The 26,360-nt window shown below is 59.9% G+C and carries 26 protein-coding genes and 1 tRNA gene; 6 read left to right on the forward strand and 21 right to left on the reverse strand.

Annotation, left to right across the window (positions count from 1 at the left end; all coding sequences use genetic code 11):
• Positions 1–6 precede the first annotated feature (6 nt).
• From B9Z51_RS09190 to B9Z51_RS09205, 4 genes are read right to left on the reverse strand one after another with little or no spacing between them, the layout of a single operon-like run.
• Entirely contained in the window at positions 7–696 is a 690-nt protein-coding gene (locus B9Z51_RS09190) for a transaldolase family protein (protein WP_108373872.1), read from the reverse strand.
• Positions 693–1,880 carry an ROK family transcriptional regulator gene (locus B9Z51_RS09195; RefSeq protein WP_233254890.1) on the reverse strand — a complete coding sequence of 396 codons (1,188 nt, stop codon included), beginning with the start codon at positions 1,878–1,880 and terminating at the stop codon, positions 693–695. The genes B9Z51_RS09190 and B9Z51_RS09195 overlap by 4 nt, the downstream gene beginning before the upstream one ends.
• Positions 1,881–1,938: 58 nt before the next feature.
• Complete coding sequence (locus B9Z51_RS09200; RefSeq protein ID WP_108373876.1) at positions 1,939–2,379, reverse strand: RbsD/FucU family protein; 441 nt, start codon at positions 2,377–2,379, stop codon at positions 1,939–1,941.
• A complete protein-coding gene (locus B9Z51_RS09205; RefSeq protein ID WP_108373878.1) occupies positions 2,373–3,170 on the reverse strand; it encodes an ATP-binding cassette domain-containing protein in 798 nt (265 codons plus the stop codon). The genes B9Z51_RS09200 and B9Z51_RS09205 overlap by 7 nt, the downstream gene beginning before the upstream one ends.
• Before the next feature lie 168 nt (positions 3,171–3,338).
• Here B9Z51_RS09205 and B9Z51_RS09210 point away from each other — a divergent pair, with 168 nt between their 5' ends.
• The 3 genes from B9Z51_RS09210 (at position 3,339) to B9Z51_RS09220 (ending at position 6,402) form a co-directional block, all read left to right on the forward strand.
• Positions 3,339–4,304: a sugar ABC transporter substrate-binding protein gene (locus tag B9Z51_RS09210; protein ID WP_158272858.1), complete on the forward strand. Its 966-nt coding sequence runs from the start codon at positions 3,339–3,341 to the stop codon at positions 4,302–4,304.
• 201 nt (positions 4,305–4,505) lie between these two features.
• Complete coding sequence (locus B9Z51_RS09215) at positions 4,506–5,450, forward strand: ABC transporter permease (RefSeq protein ID WP_158272859.1); 945 nt, start codon at positions 4,506–4,508, stop codon at positions 5,448–5,450.
• A 22-nt stretch (positions 5,451–5,472) separates the two neighbouring features.
• Entirely contained in the window at positions 5,473–6,402 is a 930-nt protein-coding gene (locus tag B9Z51_RS09220) for a PfkB family carbohydrate kinase (protein WP_108373884.1), read from the forward strand.
• Positions 6,403–6,672: 270 nt separating this feature from the next.
• Here the strand turns inward: B9Z51_RS09220 and B9Z51_RS09225 are convergent, their stop codons facing one another.
• The 5 genes from B9Z51_RS09225 to B9Z51_RS09245 all read right to left on the reverse strand — a co-directional run bounded on the left by B9Z51_RS09225 (position 6,673) and on the right by B9Z51_RS09245 (position 10,264).
• Positions 6,673–7,707, reverse strand: coding sequence for a LacI family DNA-binding transcriptional regulator (locus B9Z51_RS09225; protein WP_233254891.1), 1,035 nt, complete (start codon positions 7,705–7,707; stop codon positions 6,673–6,675).
• A gap of 114 nt (positions 7,708–7,821) precedes the next feature.
• The gene (locus B9Z51_RS09230) at positions 7,822–8,250 is read right to left on the reverse strand and encodes a biopolymer transporter ExbD (protein ID WP_108373886.1); all 429 of its coding nucleotides are present in this window, start codon (positions 8,248–8,250) and stop codon (positions 7,822–7,824) included.
• Positions 8,251–8,261: 11 nt separating this feature from the next.
• On the reverse strand, positions 8,262–8,675 hold the full coding sequence (locus B9Z51_RS09235; protein ID WP_108373888.1) for a biopolymer transporter ExbD: 414 nt from the start codon (positions 8,673–8,675) through the stop codon (positions 8,262–8,264).
• A 37-nt stretch (positions 8,676–8,712) separates the two neighbouring features.
• Complete coding sequence (locus tag B9Z51_RS09240) at positions 8,713–9,561, reverse strand: MotA/TolQ/ExbB proton channel family protein (RefSeq protein ID WP_108373890.1); 849 nt, start codon at positions 9,559–9,561, stop codon at positions 8,713–8,715.
• 64 nt (positions 9,562–9,625) lie between these two features.
• On the reverse strand, positions 9,626–10,264 hold the full coding sequence (locus B9Z51_RS09245) for an energy transducer TonB (RefSeq protein ID WP_108373892.1): 639 nt from the start codon (positions 10,262–10,264) through the stop codon (positions 9,626–9,628).
• Between the two features lie 362 nt (positions 10,265–10,626).
• On the opposite strand from B9Z51_RS09245, the gene B9Z51_RS09250 reads away from it, so the two are divergent.
• Complete coding sequence (locus B9Z51_RS09250) at positions 10,627–12,852, forward strand: TonB-dependent siderophore receptor (RefSeq protein WP_158272860.1); 2,226 nt, start codon at positions 10,627–10,629, stop codon at positions 12,850–12,852.
• A 232-nt stretch (positions 12,853–13,084) separates the two neighbouring features.
• On the opposite strand, the gene ltrA is transcribed toward B9Z51_RS09250, so the two are convergent.
• The 6 genes from ltrA to B9Z51_RS09285 all read right to left on the reverse strand — a co-directional run bounded on the left by ltrA (position 13,085) and on the right by B9Z51_RS09285 (position 18,290).
• On the reverse strand, positions 13,085–14,470 hold the full coding sequence (gene ltrA, locus B9Z51_RS09255; protein WP_108373896.1) for a group II intron reverse transcriptase/maturase: 1,386 nt from the start codon (positions 14,468–14,470) through the stop codon (positions 13,085–13,087).
• 448 nt (positions 14,471–14,918) lie between these two features.
• Positions 14,919–15,009 (reverse strand) — tRNA-Ser (locus B9Z51_RS09265).
• A 37-nt stretch (positions 15,010–15,046) separates the two neighbouring features.
• Positions 15,047–15,532, reverse strand: a complete 486-nt coding sequence (locus tag B9Z51_RS09270; protein ID WP_108373898.1) for a hypothetical protein — start codon at positions 15,530–15,532, stop codon at positions 15,047–15,049.
• Complete coding sequence (gene serS / locus B9Z51_RS09275) at positions 15,532–16,842, reverse strand: serine--tRNA ligase (RefSeq protein WP_108373900.1); 1,311 nt, start codon at positions 16,840–16,842, stop codon at positions 15,532–15,534. Before serS ends, B9Z51_RS09270 begins: the two co-directional genes overlap by 1 nt.
• 72 nt (positions 16,843–16,914) lie before the next feature.
• Entirely contained in the window at positions 16,915–17,847 is a 933-nt protein-coding gene (ispH, locus tag B9Z51_RS09280) for a 4-hydroxy-3-methylbut-2-enyl diphosphate reductase (protein WP_108373902.1), read from the reverse strand.
• Positions 17,847–18,290, reverse strand: a complete 444-nt coding sequence (locus B9Z51_RS09285) for a peptidylprolyl isomerase (RefSeq protein WP_108373904.1) — start codon at positions 18,288–18,290, stop codon at positions 17,847–17,849. Before B9Z51_RS09285 ends, ispH begins: the two co-directional genes overlap by 1 nt.
• A gap of 131 nt (positions 18,291–18,421) precedes the next feature.
• Here B9Z51_RS09285 and radC point away from each other — a divergent pair, with 131 nt between their 5' ends.
• Together radC and B9Z51_RS09295 are read left to right on the forward strand one after the other, a co-directional pair.
• The gene (gene radC, locus B9Z51_RS09290; RefSeq protein ID WP_108373906.1) at positions 18,422–19,093 is read left to right on the forward strand and encodes a DNA repair protein RadC; all 672 of its coding nucleotides are present in this window, start codon (positions 18,422–18,424) and stop codon (positions 19,091–19,093) included.
• A gap of 233 nt (positions 19,094–19,326) precedes the next feature.
• Positions 19,327–20,325 carry an adenosine kinase gene (locus tag B9Z51_RS09295; RefSeq protein WP_108373908.1) on the forward strand — a complete coding sequence of 333 codons (999 nt, stop codon included), beginning with the start codon at positions 19,327–19,329 and terminating at the stop codon, positions 20,323–20,325.
• 30 nt (positions 20,326–20,355) lie between these two features.
• Here B9Z51_RS09295 and B9Z51_RS09300 read toward each other — a convergent pair whose 3' ends face one another.
• The 6 genes from B9Z51_RS09300 to B9Z51_RS09325 form a co-directional block, all read right to left on the reverse strand.
• Entirely contained in the window at positions 20,356–21,030 is a 675-nt protein-coding gene (locus tag B9Z51_RS09300; RefSeq protein ID WP_199227516.1) for an ABC transporter ATP-binding protein, read from the reverse strand.
• 1 nt (position 21,031) lies between these two features.
• Positions 21,032–22,255, reverse strand: a complete 1,224-nt coding sequence (locus B9Z51_RS09305) for an FtsX-like permease family protein (RefSeq protein ID WP_108373912.1) — start codon at positions 22,253–22,255, stop codon at positions 21,032–21,034.
• A gap of 11 nt (positions 22,256–22,266) precedes the next feature.
• Positions 22,267–23,490, reverse strand: coding sequence for an efflux RND transporter periplasmic adaptor subunit (locus tag B9Z51_RS09310; protein WP_158272861.1), 1,224 nt, complete (start codon positions 23,488–23,490; stop codon positions 22,267–22,269).
• Positions 23,491–23,762: 272 nt separating this feature from the next.
• A complete protein-coding gene (locus B9Z51_RS09315) occupies positions 23,763–24,479 on the reverse strand; it encodes an ABC transporter ATP-binding protein (protein WP_108373916.1) in 717 nt (238 codons plus the stop codon).
• Between the two features lies 1 nt (position 24,480).
• Positions 24,481–25,266: an ABC transporter ATP-binding protein gene (locus tag B9Z51_RS09320; RefSeq protein ID WP_233254892.1), complete on the reverse strand. Its 786-nt coding sequence runs from the start codon at positions 25,264–25,266 to the stop codon at positions 24,481–24,483.
• An 11-nt stretch (positions 25,267–25,277) separates the two neighbouring features.
• Entirely contained in the window at positions 25,278–26,354 is a 1,077-nt protein-coding gene (locus B9Z51_RS09325) for an ABC transporter ATP-binding protein (protein ID WP_108373920.1), read from the reverse strand.
• Between the last annotated feature and the right edge of the window lie 6 nt (positions 26,355–26,360).

Genomic DNA, 26,360 nt, shown 5'->3' on the forward strand with positions numbered 1-26,360 from the left:
GCCATCTCACACCGGGGTAAGCTGTTGCAAAGCAGCCTGCTGGCTCGTCTGCACATCCCGGTCAAATTGATCCATGGCCGCAAGCGTCAAAGGATCGGTGGCCAGACTGGCCGCAAACTCAGGGCGCACGGTCACGGCGTGGGCACCGCCAGCGATCAGGCGCGACAGCACATCGGCCGACTTGATGCTGGCCGCCAGCAGTTGCAGGCCATCGGCTTGCACCGCCACGCAGGCCTCGATCAATGCCCAAACATCACGCCCGTCGGCTTGCAGGCGGCCCACATAAGGCGCGACGTAGTTGGCCCCTTGCGCACGCGCCCACAGCAGTTGCACGGGGTTGGATAAACCCGTGAGCAGCGTGGGCACGCCCCAGGCTTGCACCTCGCGCAACACCGGCTGCCAGTCGGGGTGGCAAGGCAGCTTGATGGTCAGGCGCACGCGCGCCTGCACGGCCGCAGGCAGCAGCACTTCAAGCCATTGCGCGGCTTCGCCCACATCGGCACGGGGCAGTTGCAGCATCAGCTCGGGCAAACGCGCCTCACCGGCTTGCGCCACCAGCTTCAGATAACCGGCCAAGCTGACCGGCAAACCTGCTTGCATGACCAGCGTGGGGTTGGTGGTCACGCCTTGCACCGGCGGGCAACCCGCAGACAAGGCCCATTGGCGGGCATCGGCGGAGTCGAGGTAGAACTTCATGCGGCGTCCTGTTTCAAAAAAATGTCTTTGTCCGGAAAAAACTGGCTGTGCAGCGGCAGCAACGCGCCCCCCAGCGCTCGGGCATGCGCGCCAACCTGCCCCGCCAACAGTTGCGGCTGGTGCATGCCGTCAAAACGGTAGCCAGCCAGCGCTTCTTGTGTGGCGGCCATCAGGGCGCTCATGAGCGGCGCGCCCAGCGAGCCGTCCATCACCACCGCGTCCAGGTCGAGGAATGCGGCAGAACTCGCCACCGTCATCGCCAGTGCCTGGCTGGCCTGCGCGATCCACGGCGCGGTCAACTCGGCATAGTCAGCGTTCATGATGCCGTTCTGGTGGATCAACAAGGGGTTGTGCCCTGCGGCCAGCAAAGCTTGCTCCAACTGCCAGCCCGAGGCTTTTTGCAGCAGTTGCGGGGGCATTCCTGAACCGCTGGACGCTAGACCGACCGGTAAGGACCCAATCGCCCCGGCGTTCCCGCGCTCGCCGTTCATGATGTGGCCCGACAGCACCAGACCACCCCCGATGAAGGTGCCCACAAAAACGTAAAGAAAACTGCGCACGCTGCGGCCATGGCCTTGGAGCAACTCGGCCACACAGGCGGCGGTGGTGTCTTTGGCAAACACCACCGGCAAATCGGTCAGGGCTTGCACCCGGGCTAGCAGATCGATGTGTTCCCAGCGGGCCAAGGCCTGTGCGGCTTGGCCACCCATGATGTCGGCCCACTTGTGCAGCGACAAGGGGGCCGTCAGGCCCACGCCCACGGTGCGCGGCCACAACTCGCCCATGCGTTCTTTCAGCGTTTGCAGGCCCTCGGCCATGGAGGCAAACAACTGGTCGGGATCGGGGTAGTCGTAATGCACCTCCAAGCGCTCCACGGGTTGACCGCAAAAATCGGCCACCAGCAGCTCCAGGTTGCGCCGCCCCACCTGAATGCCCACGCTGAAAGCGCCTTGCGGGTTGAGCGACAGCGGCACGGAAGGTTGGCCGATCTTGCCGCGCACCCGGTCTTGTTTGATCAGCAAACCATCGTCAAGCAAACGCCCCACGATGATGGCCACCGTCTGGGTGGACAGCTGTGTCAGGCGTGCCAGGTCGGCCTTGGGGATGGCCCCGTGGTGGCGGATGGCCTGCAGCACGATGCGCTCGTTGAACTGGCGCATGCCGACGTGGTTGGAACCACGCATGGCTGAATTCGGGGTGGCGCTGTTCATTGAAAACCTGAATGGCGTGGGTGACAAAGAGTTAAAGCAGGATCACGCCTTTGCAGAACAAGGCGTTGCCGTAGGCTGTGCCCTCGCCGCTTTGCACGATCAGGCTGACCCCTTTGATTTTCTCGTAAAAGGCGTAGCGCTCGACGGGCTCGACCTGTTCGGCCTTGAAACCTTCGGCCACCACCAGATCCACCACCGCCTGCTGAGCGGCTGTTCGGTGACCCTCAGCGCTGTGGCACACGCGCATGAAAGCGGCCGGTTGCGCCACGTCCACGGCCAGCGGCAACACCGACAGCACGGCGCGGCTCACGCGCTCCAGACTGTGACCGGGAATGCGCACCACCGGCTTGCCCTGGCTCAAAAAGTCGGCCGTGAAATTCGCGTCCACCACCGCCACCCATTCACCATGGCCCATGGCGCACAGGTGCATCAGCAACTCGGGCGTCAGCAGCAGGTCGATGCCTTTCAGCATGTGACGGCCTCGTTGACTTCTGAAGAGCGCAGGCTGGCCGGGTCGATGGCCCCAGTGATCAGGCCCACGATTTCTTCGGGGCTGGTCTCGCGGGTCAGGCGGTTGCAGATGATGCGGCCCTGGCGAAAGACCCAGATGCGGTCCACCAGATCAAACACCTGGCGCAGGTTGTGGCTGATGATGATGAGCGGAATGCCCTGCTTCTTCAAACCCTTGATGATTTCTTCCACCCGGGCCGTCTCTTGCACGCCCAAGGCGGCGGTGGGCTCGTCCAGGATGATGAGTTTTTTGGCAAAACCAGCGGCGCGGGCAATCGCCACACACTGGCGCTGCCCGCCCGACATGCCACGCAGGCTTTCGGACATGTCCTGGATCTTCACGCCCGTGGTGGCGAGCATGCTGGCCGACTTTTCGCGCATGGCCTTGTGGTTCAGGATGGACAGCGGGCCCAGATTCAGGCGCGTGATCTCGCGGCCCAAAAAGATGTTGGCCGGCACATCCAGGTCTTCAGCCAGCGCCAGGGTTTGGTACACGGTCTCGATGCCCTGCTCGCGCGCATCGAGCGGTGAGTCAAAGTTGACCTTGCCACCGTCCAACAAGATGTCGCCCGAATTGGGCTGCTCAGCCCCGGTGATCAGGCGCACAAAGGTGCTTTTGCCCGCGCCGTTGTCGCCCACGATGGCGGCGTGCTCGCCGGGCAACAGGCGAAATTGCGCATCGGTCAGGGCTTTGACGCCGCCGTAGTGTTTGGTCAGTTTCTGGATTTCAAGAACAGCTTGGGGTGTGGACATGGGCAATCACTTTCACGGGGAATGGCTGCAAGCATCGCGGATTTGATGATTTCTTGCATTAGTAAAACTACTAGGTTTACTTAGTCGGTTTTTTCGATTCCAATCCGTTCGCGGTCAAGAACTGCGGAGCCATGACCGACCACACCCTCAACAACGGAGATGAAACCCATGATCACCAAACGCACATTCGGCCGCCTGGCCATCGCTGCAGCAGCAGCCACCCTGTTCACCTCGGCCATGGCCGCAGACGTGACCGTGGCCTACATCACCAACGGCAACACCAATGAAGGCTGGACCCTGATCAACGGCGGCGCCAAAAAGGCCGGTCAGGCCAAGGGCGTCAAGTACATCGAGTTGGCCGCTGAAAAAGGCGAGTTGTCCAAGCAGCTGGCCATCGTGGAAGACATGATCACGCGCAAGGTCAATGCGATTGCCATCGCCCCCGTGGACTCAGCGGGCATCGCCCCGGCCATCAACAAGGCCTTGAAAGCCGGTATCGCTGTGGTGGCTGTGGACACCGGCATCAGCGGTGCCGCCATCACCTCCTATGTGGCCACCGACAACATCAAGGCCGCCAATGTGCAGGGCAAGTGGGCGGCCGAGCAAATCAAGGACGGCGATACCGTGATCTACGTGACGGGCGACCAAGGCCAGTCCACCGGCCAGGAACGCAAAAAGGGCTTTGTGGACGCGCTGAACGCGGGCCGCAAGAACATCAAGATCGTTGAAGTGGCCACCACCTGGGACCAGACCATGGCCCAAAACGGCGTGGAAGCCGCCCTGCGTGCCAACCCCAATGCCAAGGTGATCGCCTGTGCCTGGGACGGCGGCGCTTTGGGTGCCAAGGCTGCGCTGATGGCGGCTGGCAAGAAGCCTGGCGACGTGAAAATCGCGGGCTTTGACGGCTCCCCCGGTGGCCTGGACATGATGAAACAAGGCTGGCAACAAGCCAACGCCGCCCAAATGCTGGCCAAGATCGGCCAAGTGGGTGTGGAAACCGCTGTGGCCGCGGCCCAAGGCAAGAAGGTGGAAGCCCGCATCGACACCGGCTCCTTCCTGGTGCTGCCCGCCAACGTGGACAAGTTTGCCGCCGACTCCGGCGTGGGCCAGTTCATGAAAGTCAAGGCCAAGTGAACGTTTGCTGACCACCCACCGTCATCGCGAGGAACGCAGTGACGTGGCGATCCACTCACTGGATTGCCACGCTGCGCTCGTAATGACGGCCATTGACGCTGACAGTCATTGCCATAAGCGATGCCTGATCGCAGAGCCCAAAACACCTGCCTACAGGCAACTGACCACCACGGGGTGGTCATTGATGAATCGAGAAAACTCATGAAATCCATCACCCGCCAAGAGTGGTACGGCGCCTTTGTAGCGGTCATTGTGCTGGGCGTGCTGCTCACCTTCGCCTCGCCCTACTTCCTGACCACCGGCAACCTGTCCAACATCCTGGTGCAGGCCTCGGTGATCGCCTTGCTCGCGGGTGGACAAACTTTTGTGATCCTGACCGGTGGTGTGGACCTGGCCGTGGGCGCCCTGACAGCGCTGGCCGGTGCTGTGGCCGGTCACCTGATGATCAAGGTCGGCATCGACCCTTACCTGGCCATGGTGGTGGCGCTGGCCATTGGCGCAGCGGTAGGCCTGTTCAACGGCTACCTGGTGGCTTTTGTCGGTATTCCAGCCTTCATCGTCACCCTGGGCGGTTTGACGCTGTGGCGCGGTCTGGCGTTTGATTTGACCGGCGGTTTTGACAACGCGGGCTTGCCCGAGCCCTTCCCCTTCGTGGGCTATGGCGATGTCTTTGGCATCCCCATGCCTACGCTGATCACCGGCATCTTCTTTGTGGTGATGGCCTTCGTGTTGTCGAGCACCAAAATTGGCCGCTATGTGTACGCCATGGGCTCCAACGAAATGGGTGCCCGCCAAGTGGGCATCAACATCCGCTGGTACAAGCTGGGCGTTTACGTGGTCTCGGGCCTGAGCTGCGCTTTGGGCGCCATCGTGCTCATGGCCCGCATGGATTCATCGAGCGGCAAGATGGCGCAGATGTTTGAGCTGGACGCGATCGCGGCCGTGATTTTGGGCGGTACATCCCTCTTTGGCGGGCGCGGCAGCATCTGGGGCAGCTTGCTGGGCGCGGTGCTGATCACCATGATCCGCAACGGCATGAACCTGATGGAAGTCTCGCAATTCAAGCAAATGATGGCCATCGGCGCGGTCGTGATCGTCGCCGTATGGATCGACGTGGTGCGCCGCAAGCACCTGCTCAAGAAGTGAATCCCCTCCCCTGCTTTAGACCATGACGACTTCGATTTTTGTGCTGGGCGAAGCCCTGATGGACTGCATCGCGCAGCCCGATGGCCAATTGCGCCCCCTCATGGGCGGCAGCCCCTACAACCTGGCCCGCGCTGCCGCCTTGCGTGGCGCACCGGTCACTTACCTGAACCCGCTGTCCACCGACAACTTTGGCCAACAACTGCGTGCCCAGCTGATGAGCGATGGTGTGCAACTGCTGGCTCAACCCTCGCGAAAGCCCACTTCGCTGGCCGTGGTGCAAGTCAAGGACGGCCAACCCAGCTACGGCTTTTACCGTGAAGGCATCGCCGACCGGGACTACAGCGTGGAGAGCGTTCTGGCCGCTCTGAAAGCAGCATCGCCCGGCATCCTGCACACCGGCTCGCTGGCCTTGGTGCCGCCCGAGCACGAGAAAGTGCTGGCCATCGTGCAAGGTGCCAAAGCCCTGGGCTGGACGGTGAGCGTGGACATCAACCTGCGCCCCAAACTGGCTGGCCATTTGGCCGATTACGTGGCGGCCGTGCGCTCAGTCATGGTGCTGGCCGACTGGGTCAAGGCCAGCGATGAAGATTTGGAAACACTGGGATTTGAGGGCGTCAAGCTGGCCGAGTCGGCGCGCCTGGTCGCTGAACTGCGCTCAAGCGCCATACCCGGCGCTTTGAGCCGCATCGCCCTTACCTTTGGGAGTGATGGGGCGTATCTGGACATCGACGGCCAGCACCACAGCCTGCCCGTGCCCAGCATCACCGTGGCTGATACCGTGGGCGCAGGCGACACCTTCTGGGGCAACACCTTGGCCGACTGGGCCTTGCAAACCGACGGCGCTGCTCAGCGCGTGGCTACAACCTTGGAACTGTCCATGAAAGCTGCGGCGATCAACTGCACCCGGCAAGGCTGCCAGCCCCCCACAAGAGCTGAGGTCTTGGCGTTTTAAAAGCCCCAAGGCAAGTACCCCGAGCGAAAACCCCGGGTCCAAGCTGGCGAGACCGATAGATCCCGCATTCCGTGCGTGATGGCCAGCTGCCAGGCCATCTGATGCAATACACCCAGCACTTGATGGTGGTGGCCGAGATCGATAGCGCTCAATTCACCGCTGTGAGAATCCCACGATGGACCACACCCTGCAGCCAGTTGCGGACAACTCTTTGCAGCCGCGTGCTAAGAAAGCACGCCGGCACGAGGTGCACTACGCTTTCATATCTGGTCAAACCGCCTTGGTTGATTCACGCACGACCAAGGTCGTGGGCAGCAAATCAGATTCCGGCTTTTCACCGGCCATGATGCGCAGCAGGCAATCCACCAGATGGGCACCTGCCAAGTCCAAAGGCTGGCGCACTGTGGTGAGCGGTGGGAAGCTGTGGGCCGCAGGCTCCACATCGTCGTAGCCCACCACGCTGACATCTTCAGGAATGCTGTAACCCCGCTCACGCAGCACCCCCAAGGCGCTGATGGCAATCAGGTCACTGGCAGCCACGATGGCGTCGAAATTCAAACCATGGCGGTCCAAGTGCACACGCAAGGCGTCTTGCGCGCCCAGTGGCGCAAAAGACGATGGTATGTACAGCGCAGGATCTGTTTTCAATCCGGCCTTGCGCAAGGCCTTCTGGTAGCCCGAATAACGTTTTTCAGGTTCGGGCAAGGACTTCTCGCCCATGAAGGCGATGCGCTTGCGGCCCAAACCCAGCAAGTGTTCGGTGGCCAGTTGACCGCCGCTGGCATTGTCGCCACCGACGCTGCAATACAACTGATTGGGCAACTGCGCCCCCCAAGCGACAAAGGGCAAGCGCTGACGCGCCAATTCGTTGAGCTGGTCGTGATGACCCCACTGACCGATCACGATGATGCCGCCCACACGGCCCGAGTCGTAAAGGGCGGAAATCCGCTCCAGGTGGTCCGCATCGACACGCGAGAGCAGCATGTCGTACTGGCGATCCGTCAGGGCATCGGCCAGGCTACCGAGCATGCCCAGGAAAAAAGGATCAGAAATGCTTTGGCGGTTGGCCGGGTAATAAGGAATCACCACGCCGATGGTGGTGTTGTCGCCCTTGCGAAGATTTTGAGCGCCCAGATTGATGGTGTAGTTCAGAGAGCGCGCCAACTCAATGATGCGCAAACGCGTTTCTTCGTTGATCAACGCACTGCCATTGAGGGCACGTGAAACTGTTGCGGTGGATACCCCTGCCAGACGGGCAATGTCCGCCATTTGTATCTTGCGCTTTTCAGGTTCTGCCTTGGCCATTCACATTTCTCTCTGTTCAAGCGATGTTAATTCAAAAAAACGCCCCCACCCGTGAGGGAGGGGGCACAAGGTTTCCTTGGTAGAAACGTACTCAACAACTCGTCGGGATCGGGCTCAGTTCACAAACTGCTCAGAGCCCACGATCCCCAGTTTGGTCAGGCCAATGCGCTGGGCACTGGCCATCACGGCCGCAGCCGCTTCGTATTTCGCCTTCGCGTGCGAGCGGATGTGCAGCTCTGGCTGGGGCTGCTGCGCCGCAGCTTCTGTCAGTTTGGCTTCCAGCTCAGTGCGGCTGCCCACAGGCTTGCCGTTCCAGTTGATCACGCTGCCCGCGTCCACATCGATCTTGATCACCACCGGATCGGCCTTCTTGGCCGCGTTGGTGGGCAGCGGCATGTCCAAGTTCACCGAGTGCAGCTGCGCCGGGATCGTGATGATCAGCATGATCAAGAGCACCAGCATCACGTCAATCAGTGGCGTGGTGTTCATGTCGATCATGACTTCCGGCTCGTCACTCGAACTCGTTCCTACGTTCATTCCCATGCTCTGCTCCTTCAGTTGCTGGGCTCGGTGATGAAGCCGACTTTGGTGATGCCGGCGCGCTGCACCGCGTACATCACGCGGCCCACGGATTCGAAATCACTTTGGCCGTCACCCCGGATCTGCACCTCGGGTTGAGGCTTCATGGCTGAGAATTTCTTCATGCGCTCGAGCAAGTCCGTGCTGTTCTTCACTTTGGTGTCGTACAGGTAAATACCGCCTGCCTTGTCCACCGAGATGATCACGTTTTCGGGCTTGGTCTCGCGCACCACGTTCTTTTCTTTGGGCAAGTCCACCTTGATGGAGGTGGTCACCACGGGGATCGTGATCAAAAAGATGATCAAGAGCACCAGCATCACGTCCACCAGGGGCGTGGTGTTGATGGTGCCGATGATCTCGTCATCGGCTTCGCCTACGTTCATGGCCATGTGGGCTCCTCTTGTTCGAAACTTGTGCGAACAGGATTTATTTCTTGGCCGAGCCGAGCAGCACAGCGTGCAGGTCAGAGCCGAAGGCGTTGACTTGTTCCATCACGGCCTTGTTGCGACGCACCAGGAAGTTGTAGCCCAGCACAGCAGGCACAGCCACAGCCAGACCGATGGCGGTCATGATCAGGGCTTCACCCACGGGGCCAGCGACCTTGTCGATCGAGGCTTGGCCGGACATGCCGATCTTGACCAGCGCGTGGTAGATGCCCCACACGGTACCGAACAGACCCACGAATGGCGCGGTAGAGCCCACAGTGGCCAGCACAGCCAGGCCGTCTTGCATGCGGCTTTGCACGTTGCCAATGGCACGCTGGATGCTCATGGTGACCCACTCGTTGAAGTCAACCGCACCCAACAAGCCGGTGTGTTTGGAAGCGCCTTCCAGGCCTTTTTCTGCGATGAAGCGGAAAGCCGAGCCTTCTTCCAAGGTGTCTTTGCCTTGGACCACGGTGCTGGCAGACCAGAAGGACTCTTGCGCGGCCTTGGCTTGCTTGTTCAGTTTGGCTTGCTCAGCGAACTTGGTGAAGATCACGTACCAAGAGCCCATGCTCATGAGCACCAAGATCAGCAGCGTGCCTTTGGCCACGGCATCGCCTTGGTTCCACAGGGCAGACAGGCCGTAGGGGTTTTCTTCCACAACGGCGCTGGCCGCTGGGGCAGGCGCTGCCACTGGTGCGGATGCGGCTTCAGCGGGTGCTGCTGCGGGGGCAGGCGCGGCTGCTGCGGGGGCAGACTCCTTGGGCTTGGCCGCCAACACGTTGCCAGCAGACAAGAGGCCGGCCAACAGGCCAGCGCAGACGATGAGGGTTTTGAATGGTTTAAACATGATGAGGTTCTCCTCTGGGTTCTTTAAAAACGGTGAACTGTGACTGTGAATCTGAGCGAGCTGATCATTCCAGGCGCCAGGTGTACTTCATGGTGGCCCAGCCTTGTTCAGGCTTGCCATCCACGGTGGCGGGCTTGAAGGCGCAGCGCGACAAACCGGCACGGGCCGCTTCGTCAAGGCGCTTGTAGCCCGAAGACTTCTCGACTTCTGCTTGGATCACCTTGCCATCTGTGCCCACCAGGAAGCGCAGACTGACGGTGCCCTCCTCCTCCAGACGACGCGAAGCGCTGGGGTACTCGGGTTTTTCGCAATTGGTCGAGTTGACCACTGCAGCTGTACGCACGGGGTCTTTGACCACGACTGGCGCAGGCGGTGCAGGCGGCGCCACCGGTTGAGGTGTCGCCGACACAGCGGCAATGGCGTTGGCTGCAGGTGCGGCATGAGAAACAGGCACATCCACTGGCGGCACATAGGCCGGAGGGGGCGGCAAGTTCTTGGGCGGTGGTGGCGGAGGCGGTGGTGGGATATCGGGTTTTGCGTCTTCAAGCAAAACGGCTTCCACCGGGCCCTTTATCTTTTTGACAAACGCACGGGCCAAACCCGAGCTGATGGCCCAAAAGAGCAAAAGGTGCAACACCACCACCAGCCCCAGCCCAATCAGGTGCTTGGTCGGCTTGCGTTGCCGACTGGCGTAATCGTCCATTGTTTGATTTCTCCTTATTTCGAGTTGCGATCAATGCAATCGTTTGCATGATACCTGTGTTTGTTCAATTTCAACACCTAGGGAAAACACTAGGCATCGGTTATTTGATCGCAAAGCTGACTTGTTGTTGATGATGCACACTAGGGAAAGTCCTAGTTTTTGATGATTTCTCGAGTGAAAAGGTGCCCATCAAACACCTTCAAAACGACCAGGTGCAAAAATCTTTTATTGCAATCGTTTTCATTGATTTGCAAAATACGCTACATCCAATATGCGATCACGTCCAGTGACGCTGATGGATCATCATCTGCAACAATCCATTCATGGTTTTGCAATCGTTTCAATGTTTTGGAGACCCTTCTATGAAGAAGCAACAATTCGCCACTCCCACCAAAGTGGCTGCCGCCGCTGCACTGGCAGCTTTTCAGTTAAGCATTGCCCATGCTCAAGCCAACAACGACACGCTCAAACTCGATGAGGTTGTGGTGACTGGCTCCGCTACTGGCGGAAGCAAAATGAAACAAAGCTTGTCCATCAGCACACTGGACTCCGAGCAACTGACCAACACCGTGGCCAGCAGCTCCGCTGATTTGCTGCGTTCTGTGCCAGGCGTCCGCGCTGAGTCCAGCGGCGGAGAAGGCAACGCCAACGTCACCGTTCGCGGTGTTCCAATTTCTGCAGGTGGTTCACGCTACGTCCAATTCCAAGAAGATGGCCTGCCCGTCCTCCAAATTGGTGACTTCAACTTTGTGACCCCCGACATGTTCTTGCGCTCCTCTTTGGGCACAGATGGTCTTGAAGTCGTTCGCGGCGGCTCTGCCTCAACCATGGCCACCAACGCGCCTGGCGGCATCATCAACTTCATCAGCAAAACAGGCGATGTGGAAGGCGGCACGATTTCTGCAACCACCAATGTCAGCGGCCCCAGCCAGCGCCGTGTCGACTTTGGATACGGCAAAGCCACATCAGACACTTCGTCCGTTTACCTGAGTGGTTTTGTTCGCTCCGGCGAAGGTCCTCGCGACACACAGGGCGTGAACATGGAATCCGGTGGCCAATTCAAGGCGTCTTTCAACAAAGACCTGGGCGGCGGCAACAGCGTCAAACTGCATGCGAAATTCCTGGACGACAAAACACCCACATTGATGGCGTCTCCTGTCAACACCGTCAATGGCCAAATCGTGGCATTGCCCGGTGTGGACCCACGCAGCTTCTCCCCCTACGCATCGAAACTGCCCACCATCTCGCAGTACGGCATGCACGGCGGCGCTGCCAGCATGAACGAAGGCCTGAGCTCCAAGTCCACTGCCATTGGTTCGGAAATCAACCTGAATTTGGGTGATGGTTGGACCTTGAACGACAAATTCCGCATCTCGAACAACAGTGGCGGCTTCAATGGCATCATGCCCGGCAACTATGCTGACAACGCATTGCCAGCATCGGGCGCAAGCAGCTACACAGCGCTCTTTTTGGGCGCAAAATTCAACGACGTGGGCTTGGCCGTCAATGACTTGAAGCTGAGCAAGAAACACTCACTGCAAGATGGTGCCAAGCTGACCACGACCGCAGGCGTCTTTGCTTCCAGCCAAAAACTGGACATTGACTGGGAAATCGGTGGCTTCAATGCGCCGCTGGTTCCAGCCGCTAACTCCACCTATGGCAGCTATACATCTTGGTACAAGCGCCACATCAACCAAACCTACAACACGGTTTCTCCATATGCCGCGCTGAACTGGGAAAAGGGTGCGTGGGTTCTGGATGGTAGCGTCCGCATGGACCGTCAATCTGTGACGGGGACATACAACGCCAATAGCGATGCACTGGGGGCACGTGGCGTCGACTACAAGTCGAACTTCAACGCTTACTCGTTTGGCGCCAACTACAACATCGACAAGAATACGGCCTTGTTTGCCCGCATCAGCGATGGCGCATCGTTCAACAGCGACCGCGTTCTCTTCCAAGAGAGCACGAGCAAATGCGGCTTGACTTGCTTTGTTGGCAATACTGTTCCCGTGAACGAAGTCAAGCAGTACGAAGCGGGTATCAAAAACAAAAACGGCAACCTGAGCACCTTTGTGACCTTCTTCTTGGCCAAAACAGATGAGTCCAACTACGACCTCACCTCAGGCACGACATCGTTCACCAAATACAGCGCAAAGGGTGTTGAACTGGAAGCTGGCTACCGCATGGGGGCTTTCCGCATCAATGGTGGCTTGACACTGACAGATGCCGAAGTCACAAGCAGCAACAATGCAGCCTATGTTGGCAAAGCGCCTAACCGCCAAGCCAAAGCCATCTACCAGTTGAGCCCAACTTACAAGTTTGGCGATACCACGGTGGGTGCTGCAGTGATTGGCACGACGAGCTCCAAAGACGCTCAAACTGTTTCAGGCCTTGAAGCCACCCTGCCGGCTTACACCTATGTGAATGCCTTCGCTGCACATGAGCTGAACAAGTCGACCACGTTGACACTGAGCGTGAACAACTTGACCAACACCTTGGGCTATACCGAAGTCAACAACGAACGCTCCGCGGCTCGTTCGATCACAGGTCGTACCATCAAGGTGGGTGTGAAATACAACTTCTAAGTTGACACAACGGGCATCTTGAGATGCCCGTTGTTGGATCACCCATTTGAGACCGCCTTCGGGCGGTTTTTTTCGTCCCGATGCAAGTGACCTGAGTGGATTCAATGAACAGTGCGTCTTCCTCAGGGCATCGCACCCACATCGGCATAGGGGGCCTCCATTTTTTTTAGGAGGCACCCCTGCCACACCACCCGGCATGCGGGTCCGCACCGGGCGGTTCGTGAGCTTGAGGTCAGGACAGCCTTGGCACCCCCAGCCCATCAAAGTACGCAATGGTCAGCACGCGCTTGATGGCTCCGTCACTGTTGCGCCACCACCGATGGCAGTTACCCGCCACTTGGTTCGCCACATCTTCCGAGGCCCCAAGCGCCTTCAATTCCCTATAGATCGCCTTCGGCCTCTTCCAGTGCCTGAGCTGTATAGCCCTCAGCCGATGACGCAACCACTCGTCCAGCTCTCGCCAGACCCCCGGCGTTTGCGCCATCCCGAAGTACGCCTTCCAGCCCAACAGGTAGGGCCTCAGCTTTTCCACCACTTGCGCCATGCTGCGCCCACCCGAGCGGCGCGTGAGTTGCCGGATGCGGGCCTTGAAGTTGTCCAGCGGCTTTTCGGCCACCTTGCATTTGACTTCCCGGCCCTTGGCCACCCACAGCGCGTACCCCAGGAACTTGCGCCCGAAGGCGCTGGCCACCGCGCTCTTGGCTTCGTTGATTTGAAGCTTCAAGCCCGTGTACAGTTTTCTGAGATACGCCATCACCCGTTCGCCCGCCTTCTTGCTGCCTACGTAGACGTTGCAGTCGTCAGCGTAGCGCGCGAAGCAGCAGCTGCGCGCCTCTAACGCCTTGTCCACATCGTCGAGCAACACGTTGGCCAACAGTGGACTGAGTGGCCCGCCTTGCGGCGTGCCCAGATGGCGATCGACCACCACCCCGCCGTCCATGATCCCGGCGTTCAGGTACGCCCGAATCAGCCGGATCACGCCAGCGTCATCGATGCGCCTCTTGAGCCTGTCGATCAGGATGTCGTGATTGACCCGGTCAAAGAACTTGGCCAAGTCCACGTCCACCACCACGCGTTTGCCCGATTGGACGTATGCCCGTGCAGCCTTGACCGCATCGTGTGCACGCCTGCCCGGTCGAAACCCGTGGCTGTGTTCGCTGAAGGTGGGGTCGATCAGTGGTTGCAGCACTTGCAAAAGGGCTTGCTGGATCAATCGATCTATGACCGTCGGAATTCCCAGCTCTCGTTGGCTGCCGTCCGGTTTGGGAATCAATACCTTGCGTACCGGACTGGGCCGGTAGCTTCCTGCCAGCAGCGCTTGGCGGATGTTTGGCCAGCTCGTTTGCAGCAAGCGGGCGGTCTGCTCGATATCGAGCCCGTCCACCCCAGCCGCACCCTTGTTGGCCTTGACCCGCTGCCACGCAGTTTGCAGGTTCCGTCTCGTCAGCGCCGCCTCCAGCAGGCCACCAGTGCCTGCCAACTGCTTTGCCAACCCTGTGCGCGGGTGCTCAGGAGGCGGGCCGCAGGTTTCGTCGCTGGCAAGATCACACAGGGCTTCACCCCGCGCTACGCTTGCCCGCCCGGGTTGCCCCGGCATCTGACGCATGGCCTTTGACATCCTCTTGTCCTCGCTCACTCACTCTCGTTCGGTCCTTCGCTCTTGCCTTGTGGCCTCAGCGGCCCCGGCTCCAACTACTACGACCTCTGCTGACTTCTCGCTCCGGCAGTGCCGTCTTCCTTTCAGAAACAAGGCGAGATCTCCCCGGGTAAGAACGCACTCCTTCGCTGCACAACCGCTGCATCTACGCCACTTCGCCTTGATCACGAGAGCTTCGCGGTAAATGGCCCGCTCGCCCTGCTTGGCAGCGCCTTCTATGCAGTTCTTGTTCATCGGCTCGCAGTTTCGCTCCACGCTTCCTTCCCACACTCGGTCACCCTCATGCAGTTGCGCTTCGCTTCGTTCGCTGTGATCAACTTACGGGAGGACTTGCACCTCCAAGAGTGCGCCCGTGCCGGGCGCACCATAAAAAAAACCCAAGTCATGAATTGACTTGGGTTTTTCAGTTTGGCGGAGCAAGAGGGATTCGAACCCTCGATACGGTATAACCGTATACCGGATTTCGAGTCCGGCGCATTCGACCACTCTGCCATCGCTCCTGAGTATCTTGTCGAAGGCGTGATTCTAGCAGAGCCGTCAGGGCTTCTTGGGCGCAACGACCGCAGCATTGCGCGGGGCCATGGTCAAGGTCACCAGACTGCTGCTCATCACGCCGCCATCGAGCATTTCAAAGGTGGCGGTGCGCTCCTGACGCGTCATGACCATGAAACTGGTTTTGCCGCGAATGGCCGACACCACCGTCCACCCTTGGGCGGGGTAGGTGTCCAGAAAAAAGCGGTAAGCCGCATCAAAATCACGCCCCACATCAAGCACAACCCGACCCACCCAGTTGTCTCCGGCCCCGATGATCAGGGACTGATCGGCCCGGATCAGGCTGCCTGCGGGCAAAGGCAATGTCCCCAACAATTGAGTCGGGTTTTGCACCAGCCCATTGGGATCTCCGGCGGCCAAGGTGGTGGAGCCAGGGTTGGCGCACCCCATCAAGCCGCTGACGCACAAGCCGACCAACCCAAGCCAGCCCAAACGGTTCAGCCAAAAATTTGGAGTCGATGAAGAAGCCATCACGCGCTCAGCAAGGCCAAGCCGCCCATGTAGGGGCGCAGCACTTCAGGCACGGTGACCGAGCCATCCGCGTTTTGATAGTTCTCCAGAACGGCCACCAAAGCGCGCCCCACAGCCAGCCCGGAGCCATTCAGGGTGTGCACCAGCTCGTTCTTGCCTTGGGCGTTCTTGAAGCGGGCTTGCAGACGGCGTGCCTGGAAGGCCTCGCAGTTGGACACCGAGCTGATCTCACGGTAGGTGTTTTGCGCAGGCACCCAGACTTCGAGGTCGTAGGTCTTGCTGGCACCAAAACCCATGTCACCCGTGCACAGGCTCATGACGCGGTAAGGCAAGCCCAGCTTTTGCAAGATGGCTTCTGCATGACCGGTCATCGCTTCCAGCGCCTCGTAGCTTTTCTCGGGGTGCACGATCTGCACCATCTCGACTTTGTCAAACTGGTGCTGCCGAATCAGACCACGCACGTCTCGTCCGCCACTGCCCGCTTCCGAGCGGAAGCAGGGCGTGTGCGCCGTCAGCTTGATGGGCAATTCAGATTCGGCCAGCACCTCGTCGCGCACGACGTTGGTGAGCGTCACTTCAGAGGTGGGGATCAGGTACAGCGCCTGGTTGTCTTCGCTGCCGTCCTGGCCGCCTTTGTTGGCGGCGAACAAGTCGGCTTCAAACTTGGGCAGCTGGCCGGTGCCGCGCAGCGTATCGGCGTTGACGATGTAGGGCGTGTAGCACTCGGTGTAGCCATGCTCGCGGGTTTGGGTGTCGAGCATGAACTGGGCCAAGGCCCGGTGCAATTGGGCCATGGGGCCGCGCATGAAGGTAAAGCGTGAACCCGACAATTTGGTACCGGTTTCAAAGTCCAGACCCAGCTTTTCGCCGATGTCCACATGGTCTTTGACCTCAAAATCAAAGGCGCGCACCGTGCCCCAGCGGCGCACTTCGACGTTGCCTTCTTCGCCCTCGCCCACAGGCACCGACTCATGCGGCAAATTGGGTACCGCCAACAGCAGGGTCTGCAATTCGGTCTGGATCACCTCCAAGCGCTGGGCAGAGGCCTCCAGCTCGTCCTTGATGGCGCCCACCTGGGCCATGACGGCGTCGGCCTCGGCGTGCTGGCCTTTGCCTTTGAGCATGCCAATTTGCTTGGACAAGCTGTTGCGCTGGCTTTGCAGCTCTTCGGTGCGGGTTTGCAGGGTCTTGCGTTCGCCCTCCAGCGCACGAAAGGCCTCCACATTCAGGAAGGGCTGGGGGTTTTTGCGGGTCTGCAGACGCGCGACAGCAGCGTCCAGATCTTTGCGGAGAAGAACAATATCAAGCATGCCCGCATTGTAGTGACCCCAAAACGCGGGGCCACTGCGGGTGAATGCAGCCGCCGCGTCAGAGGTTCCGCTTCAGCCGAGCTTCAAGCCTTTAGGCAAGGGGAACTTGATGGTTTCCTGGATGCCGTCAAGTGTGCGCACCGACACCGCACCCAATTCACGCAAGCGGTTGATCACGGCTTGCACCAGCACATCCGGGGCCGAAGCACCGGCGGTCAGACCCACTTTTTGAACCTTCTCCAACCAGGCGGGCTGGAGGTCTTCGGCACTGTCCACCATGTAAGCGGGCGTGCCCAGGCGATCGGCCAACTCACGCAAGCGGTTGCTGTTGGAGCTGGTCGGGCTGCCCACAACGATGACCACATCGACTTGCGGACTGAGCAACTTCACGGCGTCTTGCCGGTTTTGGGTGGCGTAGCAAATGTCTTGTTGCTTGGGCTCGCGCACTTGCGGAAACCGCGCCTTGACGGCTGCAACAATCTCCGCCGCGTCGTCCACGCTCAAGGTCGTCTGGGTGACGACCGCTAATTTGTCGGTTTGCGCAGGCTGCACCGTGGCCACATCGGCCACGTCTTCTACCAAGTGGATGCCACTGTCGAGCTGCCCCATGGTGCCCTCGACCTCGGGGTGGCCCTTGTGGCCGATCATGATGAACTCGTAACCCTCTTTGTGCAGCTTGGCCAGCTCCACATGCACCTTGGTGACCAAGGGACAGGTGGCGTCAAAAATCCGAAAACCACGCCGCTCGGCCTCTTGCTGAATGGCCAGGCTCACCCCATGGGCACTGAAAATCAAGGTTGCATCCGGGGGAACCTCGGACAATTCCTCAATGAAAATGGCGCCCTTGGCCTTGAGGTCATTGACCACATAGGTGTTGTGCACGATTTCATGGCGCACATAAATCGGGCGACCAAACTTGGTCAGCGCATGCTCCACGATGTCAATGGCGCGGTCCACCCCTGCACAAAAGCCCCGGGGCTCGGCCAACAGCACTTCAGACGTCATCACAACACTCCAATCAATTGCACTTCAAACGTCACCGGCTGACCCGCTAAAGGGTGGTTGAAGTCAAACAGCACCGCGCCCTCTTCGCCCACCTGCAAGACGGTGCCCGCATAAGCGCCCAGGCCATCGGGGGTCGGGAACTGCACCACATCGCCTTCGGTGTATTTCTCCATCGGATCGCCCAGCTCATTGAGCAGCTTGCGCGCCACCCATTGCTGCATGTCGGGATTGTGGTCGCCAAAAGCCTCGCCAGCGGGCAGCTCCATCACGGTGCGGGTGCCTTCTTCGAGACCCAGCAAACGCTGCTCCATGGCGGGCGTCAACTCGCCCGAGCCCAGCGAGAGGGTGGCCGGTTTCTCGTTGAAAGTGTTGATGATGTCCCCTTGAGGGCCGGCCAGGCGGTAGTGAAGCGTCAAAAAGGAACCGGGTTGAACAGTGGACATAAGGGTTTTCTGGAATGCCGCAAACGCGGCGGAACAGGCATAAAGAAGCCACTATTGTAAAAAGCCGGGCCAACCCGCTCCATTCAAGGGGCAAGACAGGCCAACAGGCTGCTCCAGGGAGGGGCTTTCACATGAGCATCAAGGACTTGCCGGCCGATGCACGGCCTCGTGAAAAATTGCTGGCCCGAGGCCCGCAGGCCCTGAGTGATGTCGAGTTGCTGGCCATTTTGCTGCGCACGGGCATGGCGGGTAAAAACGTCTTTCAGCTGGCCCAGGAGCTGCTTGACCCGGGCGGCATCGCGGGCTTGCTGCAAGCCAGCCCTGCATCGCTCAAAACCGTCAAAGGACTGGGCCCTGCCAAAAAAGCCGAGTTGCTGGCCGTGTTTGAAATCGCCCGCAGAGCGCTGAGCCAGCGGCTGCAAGAGCGCCAGGCCTTCCACACCCCCGATGCGGTCAAGCAATACCTGCAATTGCAGCTGGCCCATAAGACCCATGAAGTCTTCGCCGTGCTATTTTTGGACAGCCAGAACCGGCTGCTGGCCTGGGAAGAGCTGTTTCGGGGCACGCTCAGCCAAACCTCGGTCTACCCCCGCGAAGTCGTCATGCGCGCCCTGCACCACCAGGCCGCCGCCGTCGTCCTCTCACACAACCACCCCAGCGGGTCGGTGCAGCCCAGCCGGGCCGACGAAGCGTTGACCCAATCGCTCAAAGCCTCGCTGGCCCTGGTCGATGTGCGTGTGCTCGACCACATCATCGTGGGCCAGGGCCAAGCCCTGTCCATGGCTGAGCAGGCTTTGATGTGAGCCACATCAAAGCCTGCCGCCCATGAAGGCACGACAAGTCGTCTTGTAGGTCGGTGGTCAAAGACCCCGACATCTTTGCAGCGACGTGCAATGCCCATGCAAGCCTTGTCTGCCACGCCAAACGTCGGACTCTTCGTATGCCGACCTGCCAGGCGCAATGTAAACATCGACGGCGAATCGGCCCCGACCAGGACGCACCGGTAAACTCGCTGCTTTTGATTCCCGCACAGGCCATGTCCCACCACCACCTCTACGCCATCGGCAATGCCCTGGTCGATACCGAATACGAAGTCTCTGACGAGTTGCTGCACACCATGGGGGTCAGCAAGCGCCACATGACGCTGATCGATACCCCCCAGCGGGCCGAGTTGCTGACACATGTGCATGGCTTGCACGCCCGCCGCACGGGCGGAGGGTCGGCGGGCAACACCGTGGTGGCTTTGGCTCAACTGGGGGGCAAGGCGTTTTATTCTTGCCGCGTGGCCGATGACGAACTGGGGGCTTTTTACAGCCAGGACCTGCAAGACAACGGCGTGGCCACCAACCTGACACACACCCAAGCTCAGCCCGGTCAAACCGGCAGCTGCATGGTGCTGGTCACCCCCGATGCAGAGCGCAGCATGTGCACCTTTCTGGGCGCCACATCGCAACTCGATGCCAGCGCCCTGCACCCCCAGGACATTGCCAAATCTCGGATTTATTACATGGAAGGCTACCTGGCAGCATCGCCCACGGGGCTGGAGGCCGCTGTGCAAGGCCGCCAGATCGCGCTCGAGCACAAAGTGGCCACCGCCTTGACGCTCAGCGACGTGAGCATGATCAACTTCTGCCGTCCTGGCCTGCAAGCCATGATTGGTGAAGGCCTGGACTATCTGTTTGCCAACGAAGAAGAAGCGCAAACCTGGTGCGGCACCACCGATCTGGACGCCATCATCGAACAGTTGTCCCAGTTGGCCAGCACTGTTTGCCTGACACGAGGCCCGCAGGGCAGCATCGTCATTCAGGGCAAAGAACGCAGCGATGTGCCCGCCGTACCGACCCGGGCCGTGGACACCAACGGCGCTGGCGACATGTTTGCCGGGGCCTTCCTGTTCGGCATCACCCATGGCCACAGCCCCGTCCAGTCAGCGGCTTTGGCCAACCGCGCCGCAGCAGCGGTGGTCGGCCAGCACGGCAACCGCCTCAGCACAACGCAGTTGCAAACCCTTTACGCCGACTTCCAGAATGCCTGACTGCGTTGATCCGTCCCCACGCGGGCCGGATCAAGCCTGGATCAGGCCATCCACCACCTGAATGGTCTTGTCGCAGCGCCGGGCCATCTCGGGGTTGTGGGTGACCAAGAGCACCGTGGTGCCCTGCTCCTGGTTGATGCGCCGCAGCAGGTCAAACACCGCGTCAGCGCTTTTGGTGTCGAGATTGCCCGTGGGCTCGTCGGCCAGCAAGAGTGCCGGGTTCATGGCCAATGCTCGGGCCAGGGCCACGCGCTGCTGCTGGCCGCCGCTCATGTTGTTGGCCAGGTTGTTTTTCCAGGGTGTCAGGCCCACACTCTCCAGCAACTCTTCGGCACGCTGACGCATCTGCGCATTGGGAAAGCCCGCCGCCCCCAGCATGGGCATCATCACGTTCTCCAGCGCCGTGAAGGCCGTGATCAGATGGTGGTATTGAAAAACAAAGCCGATGCTGTGCCCACGCAAACGGGTCAGGTCTGCTTCACCCAGGGTGGTGGTTTCTTCCCCCATCAACTGCAAGGTGCCCGAGGTAGGCCGGTCCAGCAAACCCATGATGTTCAGCAAGGTGCTTTTGCCCGAACCCGAGGGCCCCATCACCGCGCAAAAATCACCTCGCAAAAGCGTCAGATCGATGCCGTGCAAGACCTCGGTCTCAATGCCGGTGCCCACATTGAAGACTTTGCGCACCCCTTGCAGTTGAACCACCACCTCAGCCACGGATCGCCTCCACCGGGTCGAGCCGAGCCGCCCGCAAGGCGGGCGCAAAGGCTGCCAGCAAACCGGTCACCGAAGCCAGCCCCAAGGCCAGTGCAAACAAATTCGGGTCCAGTACCAAAGGAAACAAGGGCGTGCCATCAGCGTTCAGCGCCAGGTGTTGCCACAACACCAGGCCGCCCGCCCCCACCAGACAGCCCAGCACCGCACCGCCAAAACCCAGCACACCGCCTTGCAACAAAAACACCCGCAGGATTTGCCCCCGCGAAATGCCCATGGCCCGCAAAATGCCGATCTCGCGTGACTTTTGCACCACCGACACCACCAACACACTGGCGATGCCAAACGCCACGGACAAGCCTACAAAAAAGCGGATCGCCGTGTTGGCCGTAGTTTGAGCGCTGATGGCTGCAAAAAACTGCGCACTGCCCTTGATCCAGCTGTCGGCCTGCACGCCCAAGGTGGCGCTGATGCGCTGGGCGATGACTTCGGCGGCATACACATCGCGCACCGTGACCTCCAAGCTGGTGACGCCACCGGGCAAGCCCAGCAAACTTTGCGCTGTGCGCAGCGCCACAAACGTGCTGCGCTGATTGGCGCCTTTGTTGCCCAGGTCAAACACGCCCGACACCGTGAGGGTGATGGCATCTCCGGCCGCATTGGTCACCCGCAATTTGTCCCCCACCCCCACGCCCAAATCGCTGCTCAACTCCAAGCCGATCAAAATATCCTGCCCCGACAAACGGGACTCACCGAAGACTATTTTTTCAGGCAACTTGACGATCTGAAAATATTGTTCAGGCTCCACCCCGGTGACCGAAATCGCGCGGCTGGCCGAACCCCGCACGGCCAGGGCCGAGCCCCCAACCACCGGCGCCACCACCAGCACATCCGACATGCTGCGGACCTCGGCTTGCATGGACTGCCATTGGTCAATCGACTTGAGCCGCTGCAAAGGCGGCTGAACGATGGCGGCATTGACACCGTCTACACGCAATGTGCGCGTCACCTCTTTGGGCGGCAGCAACTCGATGTGCGCCTGCGCCGACAAGACCCGCTGAATGAAGTTGGTTTGCAAACCTGCCAGCAGCGCCGACATGAACACGATGACCCCCACACCAATGGCCACCCCTGTCAGGATGAACACGGTTTGCAAACGACCCTCGCGCAAAAAGCGGATGGACACAATCCACTCAAACGGCACCCAAGTTTTGTACATGGCCGGACGGTTCAGGGAACAGAAGCAGCTTGCAACCGCACGCGCTGGCCCGCACGCAGGATCAAGGGCGTATCAATGACCGCATCGCCCTCGCGCACACCCTCCAGCACCTCCACCCAGGCGCCTCCTCGCAAACCCAAGTTCACGGGTCTGTGCACCGCACGATTCGACACCACCAGCCAGACCCAGGGGGCTGCTGACGAGATGTCGTGCACCACATTCACAGGCAAGGCCACGGCTTTCTGGCGCCGTGCCACTTCCATGTCCACCGACACCGTCATGTCCTGCTTCAAAAAACCGGGGGCCTCAGGCACATCCAGGCGCACTTCAACAGCCCCCGTCTGTGCATTCACCCCTGGGTGAATGAAAGCCACCACCGCCTTGAAACGCTGCTGCGCATAAGCATCGGCCGACGCCAGCGCCTGCTGACCCAGCGCCATCCAATGCAGGTTTTTTTCGTCGATCTGCACAATCAGCTGCGTGCGGCCCTCAGGCGACAACGTCAACAACACCTTGCCCGCCTGCACCACATCACCGGCCTCGACGTTGCGCGTGATGATTTGTCCATCCACAGGGGCTGCAATCCGTGCATAGCGGGCACGGGCACGGGCTGTCTGGGCATTGGCCTGCGCTTCGCTTACTGCGCCGGTAGCCAGGACATGCTCACTGCCCGAAGGACTGGCAGACTCCATTTGCTTGCGTGCCGACACCACTTGAGCTTCGGCCAGCGCCAGCGCTTTGCGCGATTCATCCCGTGCGGCTTGCCCGACAAAGCCTTGGTCAAACAACTCATTTTGGCGTTGCCAGTTGGCCTGGGCCAAATCCCATTGCGCCTGGGCCTGCCGCAGTGTCTGTTGCGCCAGCGGGGCCTGCAGTTCTTGCAACTGCCTGAGACGCCCCTGGGCCTGCACCACCGCCATATCGGCTTGCTGCTGCAATGCGTTCAACTCGGTCGATACCAATTCGATCAACACCTCGCCCTGGCGCACCTTCTGGCCCTCTGTCACCCCTACGCGCGCCACGGTTGCGGTGATCTGTGCGCCGATGTCCACCCGGTGCGGCGTCTGCACACGCCCTGTGGCCACCACGGTCTGCACCAGATCACGGCGCACCACCGAGAGAGCCTCCACTTGCGGCCCCATCCACCAACGCCCACCCACAGCCGCCGCCAAGAGCAAAGCCACCCCGACCAGCATGTGCCAGCGGTATTTGCGAACCCACGCCAAAGACAACATCCGTTCCCCAATGCACCACATCCAGCAGTCCACACCACCGGGCAGAAAAATTCATTGTGCGGAGGTCCTGGGCCTGCGCGCCTGATGCAAGTCAAGAAAGGGCCAGTCACAGGTGCACTGTCAAAGCAACCCAAACTGAATTGGTCATGCCTGTTGTGCGAAGCCTGTCGGGGTCTGCGAGTACCGACCTGCAAGAAGGCATAGGGCGCGCAAAAAGCCAAAGGGCCGGTGAACCGGCCCTTTGGCATGCGATGCGCACAAAATCCTGGCGATCACTCGCCCAGATAAGCAGCTCGCACTTTGGGGTCTTCCAGCATGTCTTTGCCCACACCGGTCATGGTGATGAGACCCGAATCCATCACATAACCACGGTCGGCAATGGCCAACGCACGGCTGGCGTTTTGCTCCACCAGCAACACGGTGACGCCTTGGGCATACACATCGCGCACCACTTCAAAGATCTTGTCGACCATGATGGGCGACAAGCCCATGGAGGGTTCGTCCAGCAGCAAGACCTTGGGGCGGCTCATCAGGGCACGGCCCATGGCCAGCATTTGCTGCTCACCGCCGGACATGGTCCCCGCCAGCTGGTCTTTGCGTTCACGCAGACGCGGGAAGATCGTGAACATCTTCTCGATATCGTCCGCAATGCCTGCAGCATCGGAGCGGATGTAAGCGCCCATTTGCAGGTTTTCCGTGATGGTCATGCGGGTGAACACACCACGGCCTTCCGGCACCATGGCCAGGCCTTGCTTGACCAAATCCCAGGGGCCTTGGCCCTTGATGCTTTGACCCAGGTACTCGATATCACCGGTTTGCAAAGGCAAGGTACCGGTGATGGCTTTCATGGTGGTGGTTTTGCCCGCACCGTTGGAGCCGATCAAGGAGACCAGCTCACCCTCACGCACCTCCAAGCTCACGCCCTTGACCGCCTGAATGCCGCCGTAGCCGACTTGCAGGTCTTTGACTTTCAAAAGGATGTCGGCCATCTCAGTGTCCTCCCGTGCCCAGATAGGCTTCAATCACTTTTTCGTTCTTCTGCACATCGGCAGGCGTTCCTTCGGCAATCTGCTTGCCGTAGTCGAGCACCGTGACGCGGTCACACAAACCCATGACCAGCTTCACATCGTGCTCGATCAGCAAGATCGTGCGGTTGTCCTTGCGGATCTGGTCGATCAATTCGCGCAGCTGCACTTTTTCGGTCGCGTTCATGCCAGCAGCGGGCTCGTCCAGCGCAATCAGTTGCGGGTCTGTGGCCAGTGCACGGGCAATCTCGAGGCGACGCTGGTCGCCATAAGACAAGGTCCGGGCCTTGTAGTCGGCGTATTTGCCGATGCCCACATAGTCGAGCAGCTCTTGGGCACGTTGGGCAATGGCGGCCTCTTCGGTCTTGAAGCTGGGCGTGCGGAAGATCGCGCCCAGCAAACCCGAATGGGTGCGCACATGGCGACCCACCATCACGTTTTCGAGGGCCGTCATTTCGGCAAACAAACGGATGTTCTGGAAGGTTCGGGCAATGCCGGCCTTGGCCACTTCGTGCACGGCTGTGGGCTGGTAAGGCTTGCCTGCCAGCTCAAAAGTGCCGCTGTCGGGCGTGTACAAACCAGTGATGACGTTGAAAAACGTGGTCTTGCCTGCGCCGTTGGGGCCGATCAGGCCATAGACCTGACCGCGTTGAATGGTCATACCCACATCGGTGAGGGCTTGCAGACCGCCAAATCGCTTGGAAATGCCCGAGACGTTCAGGACGGTGTCTTTGTTGGCTGTTGGATTCATGTTCTGCTCCTTCATTTCGTCTTGAGCGATTTGCCATGCTCAGGCGAAGGCCACAGCCCGCGAGGACGCATCAACATGATCACGATCATGGCCAAAGCCACCAACAACTGGCGCATGATGGACGCGTCCAGGCGACCACCGGTGATCTCTTGCAGAGGTCCTGCCACGTAACGCAGCACTTCAGGCAAGGCCGACAACAGGATGGCACCCAAAATCACGCCAGGCAAATAGCCCAAGCCCCCCAAAACCACCATGGCAATAATCATCACTGATTCCATCAGGCTGAATGACTCGGGTGAGATGAAGCCCTGGAAACCGGCAAACATGGCACCCGACACGCCGCCAAAAGTGGCACCCATGCCAAAAGCCAGCAACTTGAGGTTGCGGGTGTTCAGGCCCATGGCCTTGGCCGCGATTTCGTCTTCACGGATGGCCATCCAGGCGCGACCAATGCGTGAAATCTCCAGGCGGTGCGAGATCAAAATCGTGAACAGCACCAAGCTGAGGAACAGGTAGTAATACAGCGAAACCGAGGCGATTTCAAAGTCACCGATCATCAGCTTCTTGCCCAGATTCAGGCCAAAAATTGAAATGGGGTCGATCTGATCCAAGCCTTTGGGGCCGTTGGTGATGTTGACCGGATGGTCCAGGTTGTTCATGAACACGCGGATGATTTCACCAAACCCCAAGGTCACGATGGCCAGATAATCGCCGCGCAACTTGAGCGTAGGCGCCCCCAGCAACAAACCGAACAAACCAGCCAAACCCGCACCCACGGGCACGATCAGCCAGATGGGCATGTGCATGCCCTGCGGGAACATGGCTGCAATGCTGGTGAATGTATGGGTCAGATGTGGCGACGACAGCAGGCCATACATGTAGGCCCCCACCGCGAAGAAGGCCACATAACCCAAGTCAAGCAAACCGGCGTAGCCCACCACGATGTTCAGGCCAATGGCCAACAAGATGTAGAGCAAGGCCATGTCAGCGATGCGAACCCAGGCGTTACCAAAAATCTGGAGAAACAAGGGCAAAACGATGAGCGCTGCACCAATGAGCAGTAATTGAAGTGTTTTGTTGTTTTTCATGGCTGT

The organism is Limnohabitans sp. T6-5 (assembly GCF_003063315.1).
Classification (GTDB): Bacteria; Pseudomonadota; Gammaproteobacteria; order Burkholderiales; family Burkholderiaceae_C; genus Limnohabitans_A.